This is a genomic window from Bacillus cereus group sp. N6, assembly GCF_016483705.1.
In the GTDB taxonomy this organism is placed as follows: Bacteria; Bacillota; Bacilli; order Bacillales; family Bacillaceae_G; genus Bacillus_A; species Bacillus_A wiedmannii.
This window is the reverse complement of sequence record NZ_JAEHBI010000028.1, coordinates 60,113-73,642: the sequence shown is the minus strand read 5'-3', so window position 1 is coordinate 73,642 and position 13,530 is coordinate 60,113. Positions and strand designations below refer to the sequence as shown.

Sequence of the window (13,530 nt, the reverse complement as noted above, 5' to 3'; positions counted from 1 at the left end):
GTACGTACGGTTCGGAAGGGAGTTCTTGGAAACCTATCATAGAAATATGAAAAGGCGCTGGGTTCTTACCTTACAATGTAATGGCTGATAACAAGGTGTATCACAAGATAGACGATGCAAATATTGAGCTTTATACATCTAAAAAAGATGTAGTTGCAGAAGCAAAACTTGAAAACGTCCTAGACGATCATGAGATTCCTTATGACTCGTATGGGACGTTTATTGAATCTGAGAAAATGTATCAAAAAATATACGAAACGAGGTTGATGTAAATGCCTGAAAATAAAGTCGTTTTTGGTCTAAAGAAAGTACATTACAGTGTTATTTCTGAAGATGAAACAGGAAAAATCACATACGGTACGGTTGGAAAGTTACCTGGTGCGGTTGAAATGAAGTTAGAACCAAAAGGTGAACAAACTGACTTCTATGCTGATGATAGCAATTATTACACTGAATCAAGTAACCAAGGTTATGAAGGAACATTAAATATCGCTAACATCACAGAAGCATTCCGCACAGAAGTTTTAGGTGAAGTTTTAGACGAAACGGACAAGGTTATTACAGAAGTTTCAAATGCAAAAATCAAGAAAATCGCTCTTATGTTTGAATTTGATGGCGATGTAAAAGCAACACGTCATGTAATGTATAACGTTTCTGTGGCACGTCCTAGCATTGGATCTTCCACAAAGAGTGATAAAACAGAGCCAACTACAACAGAATTAAAATTTTTTGCATCTCAGCATCCAGAAAAACTTACTGTGAAAACTTCAACAACAGCAGGTACACTAGCAAGTATTTATGATGCTTGGTATACAAAAGTTTATGAAAAAACAGCACCACAGGGGGCGTAATTAGATGGAAAAGACAATTGTAATAGATGATAGAGAAGTTCGTTTGAAAAGTACAGGGGGTACTCCAGTACGATTTAAGGCGCAATTTGGAAAAGATTATTTCGCGCAGCTCCTGAAATTATCGCCACTTGGAAAAATTGATATGGATAATTTAGATCCCAATTCGTTAGACCAAGTAGATTTTGATGTATTTTATAATCTCATCTGGACAATGGCAAGAACAGCAGATCCAAAGATACCAGAACCTATGGTATGGTTAGATTCTTTTGATTCTTTTCCTATCATTGAAATCTTAGAAGATATTCAGGATTTGATAACTTCTACCATTCAATCTAAAAAAAAGTTGTAGATAGTAATAATAACCAAGAAGGAACGGAACAGGGTGAACCATTTACAACTGAAACGTTCCTTTTGCTTTGCTATGAAACCGGATTATCTAGGGCTGATTTAGACGATATGACAATTGGAATGTGTTTGGACTATATCGATGCATATATCGATATGAAAAACCCTACGAAAAATAAGGAAAAAGAACGCAAAGCATCGCAAAAAGACTTCAACAATTTCTAAGAAAGTGAGGTGAAAAAATGGCTGGAAGAATTAAAGGAATCACTGTAGAAATTGGCGGGAATACTCAGCCACTTCAAAAGGCTTTAAAAGATGTTAATAAGCAAAGTAACGATTTAACTAAAGAACTAAAAGATGTTGAACGTTTATTAAAATTTAACCCTGGTAATATAGAAGCTTTAGCTCAAAAGCAAAAATTACTCACGCAACAAATTGAAAATACCACACAAAAGCTAGATAAATTGAAGGCAGCGGAACAACAAGTTCAAGCGCAATTTCAAAACGGAAAGATTTCCGAAGAACAGTATCGCGCTTTTAGGCGTGAGATTGAATTTACAGAAGGATCGCTTAATGGTTATAAAAATAAACTTGCTGGATTAAAAACAGAACAAGATAATGTAGCAAGTTCAACTAGACAGTTAGGAACATTATTTAGTGCTACAGGTAAAAGTGTTGATGATTTTGCAGGAGCATTAGGAAATCGTTTAGTAAATGCAATTAAGAGTGGAACGGCTACAAGTAAACAATTAGATCAAGCGATTGAGCTTATTGGACGTGAAGCTTTAGGTGCTGAAGCTGATATTGAAAAATTACAACGAGCGCTTAGATCTGTGGATGATGGTAATTCTATTCAAAATGTAAGAAATGAATTAAGGGAACTTTCTCGTGAAGCGGAAAGAGCGACTAAAGAATTCAAAGAGCTAGATATTGGTTTGGAAAACATGCTTGGTGGAGCTATGGCAGCCGGTGGCATATCAGGTGTAATTGAACAAGCTCTTGATACTTCTAAATTAAAGACAAAAATTGATGTAACTTTTGAAGTTCCCGAAGCATCTAAGAAGTCAGTTGAACAATCCGTACGTGGGATAGAAGCATATGGTGTAGATGTGGAAGAGGCTCTTGAAGGAACACGTAGACAATGGGCTTTAAATAAAACCGTTGGCGATGAAGCGAATGCGGCAATCGTAAAGGGAGCGGCCGCAATATCGACTTCTTATGCAGGTATTGATTTTACCGAATTAATCCAAGAAACAAATGAGGTTGGCAGTGAATTAGGTGTCACCAACGAAAGTGCTCTAGCTTTAACAAACGCCTTATTAAAAATGGGATTTCCCCCAGAACAGTTAGATATCATTGCTGAATATGGCGGGCAATTAGCACGGGCTGGTTATACAGCGGAAGAAGTACAATCGATTATGGCAGCTGGTGTCGAAACAGGTACTTGGAATATTGATAACTTATTAGACGGACTGAAAGAAGGTCGTATTAAAGCAGCTGAATTTGGTCAGGGTGTCGATAAGTCGATGAAAGAAGCCTTGGAAGGTACAAAAATTTCAGCTGATCAGTTAGAAAAATGGGGTCAATCTGTAGCAAAAGGCGGCAAAGAAGGTTCGGCCGCTATGACAGATATCGCTAAAGCTTTAAATGAAATTGAAGATGAAACAAAGAGAAATGAAATTGGTGTAAAGCTTTTCGGGACCATGTTTGAAGATCAAGGGCAGAACATTATAGATACGCTTTTAAATGCCAAAGATAAAGTTGTTGATTTAAATGTAAGTCAAGAAGAACTAAATGCAATGATAAAGAAAATGGATGCAAGCCCAGCGATAAAGTTTCAAAAAGCAATGGGCGGCTTAAAAATGGCACTCGAGCCACTTTTAGGTGTAATTGCAAGTATTATTGGTGCATTTGCTTCATGGATTTCAGCTCATCCAGCTTTAGCAGCAGCATTAACAACCATTGTTGTTGCGATTGGAATATTAATTGGAGCTTGCATGGCTCTAGCCCCAGTGTTTATAACCTTGTCCAGTATGGCCGGAATTGTAGGTGTAAGTGTTGGGGCTATTGCTGGTCCGGTTGCATTAGTTGTTGCTGGGTTTATAGCAGCAGGAGCCGCAATAGTTGGATTGATAATTGGATTTAAAAAACTATGGCAAACAAATGAAGGATTTAAAAATAGTATTACTGGCGTGATTAGCGGTATACAAAGCTTCATCGATATATTAATTTCACTAAGTAAATACTTATTCTTTACAGCTGTGGACGGAGATTATCTGAATGACTGGATTACTCACCTTCCTACAGGATTTCAAAATGCAGCTGAATTAATAGGGAAAGCTGTAAGTAAAATACGAGAGAGTTTAGTCACTTTATTTAATGCTGTGAGAGCTGTGTTTTCAGGAGATTTCAGTCAAATAGGTGAGATATTTAAAACAATCGGACCTTCTATAGTTGGCGCTTTAGTAGGCGGGATTCCTGGAGTTTTAATCGCAGCATCTCGTTTTCTTCCAGCAATTGCAGGTCAACTTAATGCAAATAAAGGTGTTGTTTTAGAAGAGATTACTAATGTTTTTAGTAATCTAGCTAACTTTTTAACAACGACACTTCCACAATTCATTCAAACCGGATCAGAAATCATAAATGGTCTTGTGAATGGATTAGTACAGGCAGCGCCTGTTATTTTACAATCAATGTTTGAAATAATAAATACAGTAGCTCAAGCAATTGCTACAAATTTACCTATGCTCGTCCAATCAGGAATACAAATAATTCAAACGTTAGTTACTGGTATTACTCAAACTTTGCCAACAATCATTCAAATTGGACTTCAGCTTATTATGACATTAATAACGAGTATTATGCAGATGCTTCCACAATTGATCCCTGTGGCCGTATCGATAATTCAAACCATTATTAATGGTCTTATGATGATCCTTCCACAATTGATTGAAATGGGTATTAATTTACTAATTTCATTGATTACTGGAATTACACAGGCTTTGCCAATGATTGCGTTAGCGATAATCACTGTAATTACTACATTGATTGAAGCGATTACAGCAAATTTACCTATGATTATCGAGGCTGGAATACAGGTCCTAACAAGTCTCATAAACGGGATCATTCAAATGCTTCCGCAATTGATAACAATGGCGATAAATTTAATAACACAAGTAGCTAATACTTTAATTTCAAATTTACCAGCGATTATACAGGCAGGAGTACAAATCCTCTTAGCTGTTATAAATGGTATTGTACAAGTTTTACCACAACTAATAAATGCAGCACTAGATTTAATCGTTAAAATTGCTTCTACTTTGATTGCGAATTTACCACAGATCATTAGTGCCGGGATAAATATTTTACTAGCTTTAATTGCGGGTATAATTCAAGTTTTACCACAACTAATAGCAGCAGCTTTTAATCTAGTCGTTACTCTGGTAAGTACACTAATTAGTAATCTACCGAAATTGCTAGAAGCCGGAGTAAAGTTAATTGGGGCTCTAATTCAAGGTCTTCTTTCTCTTTTAGGAGAGTTAGGAAGTGCCGCCCTAGAAATAGGTAGTAAGATAATCGATACTCTTAAAGAAGTCAATTTATTAAGTGTCGGAAAAGATATTATAAGCGGATTAATTAGCGGTATCGGAAGTATGGCTGGAGCTGTATGGGATAAGGTTTCGGAGATTGGAAGTGGTATCAAGAAAGGATTTACCGACTTCTTTGACATCCACTCACCTTCCCGACTAATGCGTGATGCAGTCGGTAAACAAATTGGCGCTGGTCTTGCGATTGGTATGGAAAATTCAATTGGTGTAATTAATAGAGCTTCACAAGCGATGAGCGAAGCAGTAACACCGTCTGTAGATAGCGGTAACTACGGTTTAGTGCAAACAAATGGTGGTTATTCACCAGGAAGTACAATAGGAAACGGAAATGCTACGATTCAACTTGTAGTAAATGAGCAAATCCTCGGAGAAGTTGTTGCACCTATAGTGGATATTGCACAAGGGCGACAAATAAATACAACATTATTCTTTTCGGGGGCGAGATAATGCATTTAATTATAGAAAGGAAGAATGGTAAACGATATAAACTTTCTAAAGAAACAGGATATATCGTTTTAAAATTTCGTCCTGAGTCCATAAAAGTAACTAGACAAAGAGAAAGTGTAAGTGGTAGGCCGCCCGTCAGTATTGGAACTGAAATTGAAGGGAGGCCTATTCACACTGAAATTTTATTTACATCATACGATTTTTTTGATCATGTACTAAAAAGAAATGAGTTCTTTCAAATACTTGATTCAAGAGAAGAGTTTTACGTCATTTCTAGCGAAGAGCCCGGTAAACGATGGTTAGTAAGTACCGAAGCTTTTACACCTGAACCTGTAACCATGACATTGGGACGTTGTGAATTAGTGCTTTATTCAGAGTCACCGTATGCGGAATCAATCGGGAAAACTATCGATCCAATGACATTTGATTCAGGATTGTGGCAAATTGGACAAGGTTTAATTGCTGAAGATACTAAGTACATCCACAACACAACATCATTTCGTATTTATAATGCAGGCGATGAAACTATAGATCCAAAATCGATGCCTTTAAAAATCACATACAAAGGCATATCTAACAATTTATCTATAAAAAATGTCACTACAGGAGACCTTTGGAGCTACACAGGCAGCACAGCATCGGAAAACGATGTTATTACTTTAGATGGTGTTAAATCATCTCAAACTACTGTTGGTAGTATTTTTGGTAAAACAAATTGGGGATTGATCACTTTAAAACCTGGTTGGAACGACTTTTTATTAACAGGTACATCAGGTAGTTTTGAAATCAAATTTGACTTTAAATTTTATTATTTATAAGGAGGTGAGTTGATGTTAGTTGTCCAAGGATTGAACGGACAATCCGAAATGTTAACAGATTATAAAGAACCTAAGAGAAAGAGACGTGTGAATGGTGAACACTCTCTTTCTTTTTATTTATTAAATACTCCAAATGTAAAACATGCCTATAACCTTGTGGATGAAAGGGCGATTATAAAAGATAATTTTGGCGATGAATACATCGTTTTAGGAGTAAACAAGCGTGGCCACTACGGTAAAGCTGTTACAGCTGTTCATATTTTTTTCGATAATATGATGGATTGGCAATATAACTTATATAATGGTTCCGCTAATTTCAAACAATGTATGGATTTTATTTTCAACGGGACAGGTTGGAAGTACATTAATCAAGGAGCATTTCCAACAACGACATTCGAAAATTTTGGTGAGGATACAAGATCATCCCTATTACAGAAGGCTTTAAATAGATACGGTGCTGAAATGCAAATTGATAATAAAACGAAAACAATTACCTTTAAAAATCAAATTGGTGCAGAAACTGATGCGCAATTCCGTTACGGCCATAACTTAAAAACGTTTGAAGAAGATACTGATATGGCAAACTTCGCTACGTATATTAGAGGGTATGGAAAAGATGCGGATGATAAAGAGTTTATGGTTGAATATGAGTCTCCGATGGCTAAAGCGTACGGAAGGATTCATCAAAAACCAATTCGTGACGAGCGGTATAAAACAAAAGAAACTTTGTTAGAAGCGTGCAAAAAAGAAATAAATGACATACCAGATACGCGTTTTAAAATCAGTATTGTTAATTTAATAGCCAATGGATTATCACCATTACACAAGTTTAATTATGGTGATTACGTTTATATGTTTTACGAAAAGGCTGACGTGAAAGTGAAGATTCGTGTCATTGAAATAGAAGATGATCCAACCGATCAGACCGAGAGTCCAATTATTGAATTGAGTACATTTAAAGAACTTAAAACGATGAGTGCAATTCAAGCACAGTTTCAGCAAACGCAGAAGCAAGTGCAACAGTTACTAGACGATGGTGGCAATTTAAACCTCGCATTAAAACGTTTGTATAGAAACTCTAATCATTATTCTGATCATACTGGAGATTGGTATATCTCTCCTGATGATCCAAATGCATATGTCCATATTGGTGCAGGAGGCCTCGATGTTCATCGTGGTCTTGTTCGTGTTGAGAGGGAAGATGGTTTCGCGACAATCATTGGTGGTGCTATACAGTATGGATTTGATATCGCTGGTCACTATCCACCATATCGAGGGATTAATGTAGTAGAAGATGGCTGGTGGTTAACGTCTACCCATGATGAATTAGACAATTGTCAATTCTATACGTTTGAACATAAAACAAGATACGTAAAATTAAAGGCACAGATTTTCACTGAAGAAGGTGGAGAAGTTGAAATTGCAATGGTTTCTTCCGATAGTGGCCAACAGATTATGAGTACAGCTTCGTCTAAACAGACTAGCGCACCATCACAAAACGATGATGTGGATCTTGTTTATGATTTAGGTGTTCCTACAGGTAACCTTAAAAGCTTTTACTTTCGCATGAGAAATAAGGTTAAAGGAAAGAAAGCATACGCGCGTGTATTTCGCGTGTGGTTAGAAGGTTAATAGAGAAGTATTAAAAAACGAATTTTATATAAATTAGGAGGAACATTATGATGGAACCAATTCAAATTTACTTAGGCAGCCCGCAAAAAAATGCATTACAAGTATATGTGGTGCCTAAAAATTCACGCGCTACAATTAAACAAATGATTTTAACAAATACAACAGAAACAGATGCAAAGATTACAATGACTGTGAATACGGTGGATATTATGAAAGACTATGTAGTAAAAGCTAATGGGACAGAAATCATTCCACTTTCTGTTGTTTTAACTGAAGGTAATACATTGTATTTACAACAAGAAAAAACGAATGCGATTAACGTACTTATATCTGGCGGGCTAGAATGAACCTGTAAGCATTTGTAATATGAAGAGGTGAATAAGATGCTAGTAAGATTACGAAAGCATGTTAATAATACATTTGGTATGGTATTCAGAAGGGAATATAACGATAATATTGGTGATATTGAAAATCGTTTAAATAAGCATTCGTTAGATATACAAAAAACAACAACTGAGGTTCATGAGAGAGTGGACAATTTGGTGATAAATTCCGGTGGGGATAGTCATCCAGAAGTTATCGATTCAAGATTTAGCACAATGTTAAATAAAACATTTTCATCATCAAAACAAAGATTAGATTTTCTTGATGCAGAATTAAGCTCTAGAAATGTAAATGTTTTATGGTTCGGAGCTATAGCAGATGGGGAAACTGATGACTCTGATGCGATTATTAATGCAATAAATTTTTGTGCGGCTAATGAATTTAAAGAGTTATTTCTACCTACCGGTTTATATTATGTGTCCAAGCCAATTGATACAAAAGGTGTAAAACTGATTGGTATCAGCCCATATATTCCAGAGATGACATGGGATTATACTAGACCAATTAGCACAATCGAAAAATTTGATGATTATAAGATACAGTCAAAAGGGACAGTCATCGTTACAAATCAATCAATAACAGTCTTTTCTAATGGTCTTATTGCACAAAATATAGGTTTGTTTGGAAGTTTACGTGCTTTTGGTGTTGGAATAAAAGGGAACGGCCGTAGTCAAACCCATTTGAGGGATTGTGTTATAAAGGGATTCGGGAAAAATGGATTAGAGTTTCCGGAGGGTGTTATATTTCTAGATATTCAAAAGTGTGATATATCTCAAAATAAGGGTGGTATTTACCTCGATAAAAATATAGGTAACTATCACGGAGAAACTAACTTTTTAGTGATTGAGAATAATAAAATTACTAAAAATGAGGATTATGGTATTTTCGGTAATATTAAGGGGAGAGGTACTTCTATTCGAAAAAATGATTTCGAAGGAACAGGAGAACCGAGTGATCCGAACCGTCCTAAACCTCAAAATCAAAGACCTTTTTCACCACAAAATTCTGATGGTGTCAAGTATGGATGTTCTTTATCTTTATATAATTCAGGTTCTTTCCAAAACGGTGCTTTTAGTTTCATAGATAACTATTCAGAAGAATCATATGGATTATTATCTATAACAGGAATAGACCCAAGTTATGGAATAGAAATTTCGTCAAATGCTTTTCAACCATACGATATTGCGAATCTTTCTTGTGGTTTTTACCTAGATGGTTGGCTGTCTGATGTCAATATCGCTTCTAACTCCGTATCAGGAACAAGTGAAAGTGTTGTTTTCGCACCACAAAGTAATATTAAAAATGTAAAAATTGATACAAAATATCGGGGGAGTTTGCGAAATACAGCTCACGCAACAGTTGAAACACATCATGATGGTAACGATAGAACATTTGCTAATATCACTTCTAATACAGTTCATACGATGGCGTCATTGCCATATGCAAATTTGGTAGATAAAATCACTTATGATGAGGCAGCAAAAATGTCTTATATTTGGTTGAACATTTGGAAGGCAAATGATTATAACTTTGGTGTAGATGGTTCGAATAACCATAACGTTGGATATGCGTTGAAAATTGGCGGACAATTCTTTGGGATTATCCAATATTACTCTATGGCTAATAAAATTTGGGCCATACGTGGTGATCGAACTTCGGTTGGTATTGGTGATGGAAGCGTAGAAATTGTTAGGCTTGGAGGGTTTGAGACAATCAATGCTGGAGGCGTTCGAACGAAATTGGTTGTTGATTGGGATGGGACAGTTTTACCAAACGGACGTTAAGATAAATGTTACAAAATACGGCTTTGAGTAAAAATTCAATTCATAGATCAAGGGGGGCGGTTTCGCTTCTCTTTTTATTTTGAGGAGATGATTAGTGTGAAACGAATAGTAGACCAAACAATTTATGAAAAGCATGTTAGCCAAGAAAATAAAAACCTAGTCAAAGATTTTCTAATCGAAAAGAAAGCACAAGGAAAAGCGGCAAGCACTTTACAGCAATATCATTGGGACTTACGAATTATTTTGTTTCTAATACATCAACACTTCGAAAATAAAAATCTTATTGAATTAACACGTAAAGACATTCGAAACTTATCTATTATTTTTCAAGAGATGGGAATGTCAAATGCACTTGTAAATGGATTGATGAGTGCATTAAGGTCTGCATTAGAATTTTGCGCGGATGATGACGACTATGTTTATGAGTTTAATGTAGGTTCACGGGTTCGAGGACTACCTAAAAATCCAGTCAGAGAAATTACTTTTATAACTGAAGAACAAATCGAGTGGTTAATCGATGAGCTCATAGCACAAGAAAAATATATGTTAGCTATGTATTTAGCACTTTCTTATTATAGTGCAGCTAGAAAAAATGAAGTTTATCAAGTTCAAAAAGAAGGACTTGCAGAACAATATTATACCAATGTAGTCCGCGGTAAGCGCGGTAAAAAGTTTAGATTATATTACAATCCCCGAGTACAACAATGTATTCGTTTATATATCAGTCAACGAGGTAAAGATGCTATTCCAGATTTGTTTGTGCGCGTTTATAGGAATGGTGAGCGAAAAACATTAAATAAAAGCGTCTTTAACTACTGGTGCAAGATATTCGCTAAGATGCTACACGAAAAAGAAGGTAAAGAATTTAAAATCAATCCTCACTGTTTCCGTCATAGCAGATTAGATAATTTAAAAGTGCAAGGTGTACCGCTAGAAAAATTAAAATCGCTTGCAAATCATTCGGATATTTCAACAACACAATCCTATTTAAAAGATCGAAGCGAAGAAGATATTGCGGATATTTTTGGAATGGATCCAAGTTGTTTTGCAGCGTAAAAGGAGATGGGGAGATTGCCAGAACATGAAAATCATGATGATTTTACAAAAGTAATAATTGGATTAACAAGGGTAGAAACAAAAATTGATGGTCTTGGTAATGTAAGGGAGCTTGCGATTGAAGCGCAACAATCAGCGAAAAGTGCTCATTTACGTGTTGATCGATTGGATAGGCTTGTATTTTGGATGGGAACAACGGTTGTTGGTTCGCTTATCGCTGGTGCGATAGCGTTACTCTTTAAATTCGCAGGAAAGTGATCGTATATACGGTCACTTTTTTTATTTGGAAGGAGGTGAGAGAATGAAAAGTTTCGATGCAGCTTCAATCAGTCGTTATGTTGTATTAGTGATTGCTGTGATTAATAGTGTTTTAAATCTTGTGGGATACCAAACGATTGATGACAAAATCACAAACGATTTAGTCGCTGTAATTACAGGGGCATTCACTTTGTATGTGGCTTGGAAGAACAACTACTTAAGCGATAAAGGGTTGCAACAAAAAGATGTATTAGAAAAAAACAACTTACACTAAAAGGAGAGGTTGAATAATGACTCGATATAGTTTACATGGAGGTCACACTCCATTTGTACAAGGAGCTAACTGGGGAAATCGAAAAGAACATATCATGGATAGATTAGTAAAGGATGCAGTTGCAGCTAAACTACGCGCTTTAGGTCATACGGTATATGATGACACCGATGAGGTAGGAAAAACTCAAGCGCAGAATTTAAATAACATCGTTCGTAACTGTAACTCTCATGATGTGGATTTAGTAGTTTCTTTCCATTTGAATGCATTTGATACAAAAGCTAATGGTGTGGAAGTTTGTTATTATGACCAACAAGCTTTAGCGACAAAAGTATCAGCCCAACTTGCAAAAGATATTGGATGGTCCAATCGTGGTGCTAAAGAGCGAAAAGAACTTTATGTGTTAGCAAACACGAAAGCACCAGCGATCCTAATTGAACTTGGCTTTATCGATAATGAAGCAGATATGGCGAAGTGGCATGTAGATAATATTGCTAATTCAGTTGTATATGCTTTAACTGGACAAACTTCCGGTGGAAGCTCGAATGTAGCAACTCCGCCAGTAAAACAAAACATCATCCAAACAGGTGCTTTCTCACCGTATGAAACACCAGATGTAATGGGAGCACTCACGTCCCTTAAAATGACTGCTACCTTCATTTTGCAATCGGATGGCTTACCGTACTTTATTTCTGATCCGACTTCAGATGCACAACTTAAAGCAATGCTGGACTACCTTGACCGTAAAGGTTGGTGGCGTGAAGTTAAGTAAAACATACTATGTAACTGCTAATGAAGCCTATGTGTATGTGGCATAAAAACAAAACAGCGCACTCTTGACCAGGGAGTACGCTGTTTTGCGGTTGGAAAAATCTATGTGAAAGAAGAAAATAAATGTACCGTTTTAGTATATGTAACCAAATTTTAGATATGATACTTAACAAGAAAATAGGAATTAGCGAAAGTACAGGTTTATGTTTAGGTTGGAATAACCGAAAAGAGGACATGAATTCGTTATTAGAAACAACTAATGTATATGTGGTATAAAGAAAAAATCTGTTCTGTTTAATAGATAAGACATGAAGGATATGAACCGCTTTCCTATCATTAGACCCTCTATAGTTTTTGAAATACAACTTCGTAAAAATTCTAATTTCAGGATTTATAAAACGTTAGGAACGCCACTTTTAAAACTATCTGGGCTGTTTTTATCACACTGTATTCGAGAGAGTGTAAAACGATCGAAGAACAGTGAAAACCCACCCCTTTAGGGGGATGTGGAACGGTAATTGAAACTTGTAATTTTCAAAGCCCACTACTTTAGCTGTGGATAGTTACAGAATTAGTCCATTGACAAATCCCAAATTAGTGATATTCAAATTTAATTGATTACTGCTAGAATTATTTTCGGAGTTGGTTAACTTAGCAATGGAATCTAATGGGGCACACTATGTGCCAGGGAAGTTTAAACATTTTTTACATAAAGGATGGTCTCTAATGTAGAAATTAAGTTCCAAAGTGATCTCATGTTCCAACTATCATCAATAATTTATAGAAAGGGGTAGAGAAATGAATCGTATTATGGATTTAACAGGATTAAGTTACGGTGCAGCAAGTTTGGTTTTTAATGCACTAGATTATGCAAGTTATGTTAGCCTATTATGTGCTCTAACAGGAATTGGCGTGGGAGCAGCGGCAGCAGTAATTTCATATCGATATGCAATAGGGAAGCTTGCATTAACAGCAGGTGAACACGCGGCAATTCAACTTTAATTACTAATAGTTTTTTTGGTATTTTAACAAGCACTGGATTTGCATAGAAGGATATTACTAATCTAATAAAAGGGTGGAATTAAAAAATGAATCATATTATGAAGTTAACAGGATTAAGTTACGGTGTAGCAAGTACGGTTTTCAAAGCACTAGATTATGCAAGTTATGTTAGCCTATTATGTGCTCTAACAGGAATTGGCGTGGGAGCAGCAGCAGCAATAATTTCATATCGATATGCAATAGGGAAGCTTGCATTAACAGCAGGTGAACACGCGGCAATTCAACTTTAAGAGTTAAATAATT

13 protein-coding genes and 1 pseudogene are annotated in these 13,530 nt (G+C 36.0%); all 14 read left to right on the top strand.

Annotated elements, in window-relative coordinates:
- Window positions 1–74: 74 nt before the first annotated feature.
- Window positions 75–272, top strand: a pseudogene (locus tag JDS99_RS19205) (hypothetical protein); the annotation flags it as partial.
- Window positions 273–851 (top strand): major tail protein, encoded by a 579-nt coding sequence (locus tag JDS99_RS19200; protein ID WP_199695525.1) that lies wholly within the window; start codon window positions 273–275, stop codon window positions 849–851. It begins immediately after the preceding pseudogene.
- 4 nt (window positions 852–855) lie between these two features.
- Entirely contained in the window at window positions 856–1,200 is a 345-nt protein-coding gene (locus JDS99_RS19195; protein ID WP_199695524.1) for a hypothetical protein, read from the top strand.
- Window positions 1,201–1,438: 238 nt separating this feature from the next.
- Window positions 1,439–5,251 carry a hypothetical protein gene (locus tag JDS99_RS32050; protein WP_242475747.1) on the top strand — a complete coding sequence of 1,271 codons (3,813 nt, stop codon included), beginning with the start codon at window positions 1,439–1,441 and terminating at the stop codon, window positions 5,249–5,251.
- Window positions 5,251–6,069: a phage tail family protein gene (locus JDS99_RS19185; protein WP_199695523.1), complete on the top strand. Its 819-nt coding sequence runs from the start codon at window positions 5,251–5,253 to the stop codon at window positions 6,067–6,069. The genes JDS99_RS32050 and JDS99_RS19185 overlap by 1 nt, the downstream gene beginning before the upstream one ends.
- Window positions 6,070–6,081: 12 nt before the next feature.
- Window positions 6,082–7,701 (top strand): phage tail protein, encoded by a 1,620-nt coding sequence (locus JDS99_RS19180; RefSeq protein WP_199695522.1) that lies wholly within the window; start codon window positions 6,082–6,084, stop codon window positions 7,699–7,701.
- A 47-nt stretch (window positions 7,702–7,748) separates the two neighbouring features.
- Window positions 7,749–8,048, top strand: a complete 300-nt coding sequence (locus tag JDS99_RS19175; protein WP_242475746.1) for a hypothetical protein — start codon at window positions 7,749–7,751, stop codon at window positions 8,046–8,048.
- A gap of 36 nt (window positions 8,049–8,084) precedes the next feature.
- Window positions 8,085–9,869 (top strand): glycosyl hydrolase family 28-related protein, encoded by a 1,785-nt coding sequence (locus tag JDS99_RS19170; RefSeq protein WP_199695521.1) that lies wholly within the window; start codon window positions 8,085–8,087, stop codon window positions 9,867–9,869.
- A gap of 96 nt (window positions 9,870–9,965) precedes the next feature.
- The gene (locus tag JDS99_RS19165) at window positions 9,966–10,925 is read left to right on the top strand and encodes a tyrosine-type recombinase/integrase (RefSeq protein WP_199695520.1); all 960 of its coding nucleotides are present in this window, start codon (window positions 9,966–9,968) and stop codon (window positions 10,923–10,925) included.
- Window positions 10,926–10,931: 6 nt separating this feature from the next.
- On the top strand, window positions 10,932–11,183 hold the full coding sequence (locus JDS99_RS19160; protein ID WP_098649592.1) for a hemolysin XhlA family protein: 252 nt from the start codon (window positions 10,932–10,934) through the stop codon (window positions 11,181–11,183).
- Between the two features lie 43 nt (window positions 11,184–11,226).
- Window positions 11,227–11,457 carry a phage holin gene (locus JDS99_RS19155; RefSeq protein WP_199695519.1) on the top strand — a complete coding sequence of 77 codons (231 nt, stop codon included), beginning with the start codon at window positions 11,227–11,229 and terminating at the stop codon, window positions 11,455–11,457.
- A 16-nt stretch (window positions 11,458–11,473) separates the two neighbouring features.
- On the top strand, window positions 11,474–12,226 hold the full coding sequence (locus JDS99_RS19150; protein ID WP_199695518.1) for an N-acetylmuramoyl-L-alanine amidase: 753 nt from the start codon (window positions 11,474–11,476) through the stop codon (window positions 12,224–12,226).
- Between the two features lie 797 nt (window positions 12,227–13,023).
- Window positions 13,024–13,227 carry a hypothetical protein gene (locus JDS99_RS19145; protein WP_199695517.1) on the top strand — a complete coding sequence of 68 codons (204 nt, stop codon included), beginning with the start codon at window positions 13,024–13,026 and terminating at the stop codon, window positions 13,225–13,227.
- A gap of 86 nt (window positions 13,228–13,313) precedes the next feature.
- A complete protein-coding gene (locus JDS99_RS19140; protein WP_199695516.1) occupies window positions 13,314–13,517 on the top strand; it encodes a hypothetical protein in 204 nt (67 codons plus the stop codon).
- Window positions 13,518–13,530: the final 13 nt, after the last annotated feature.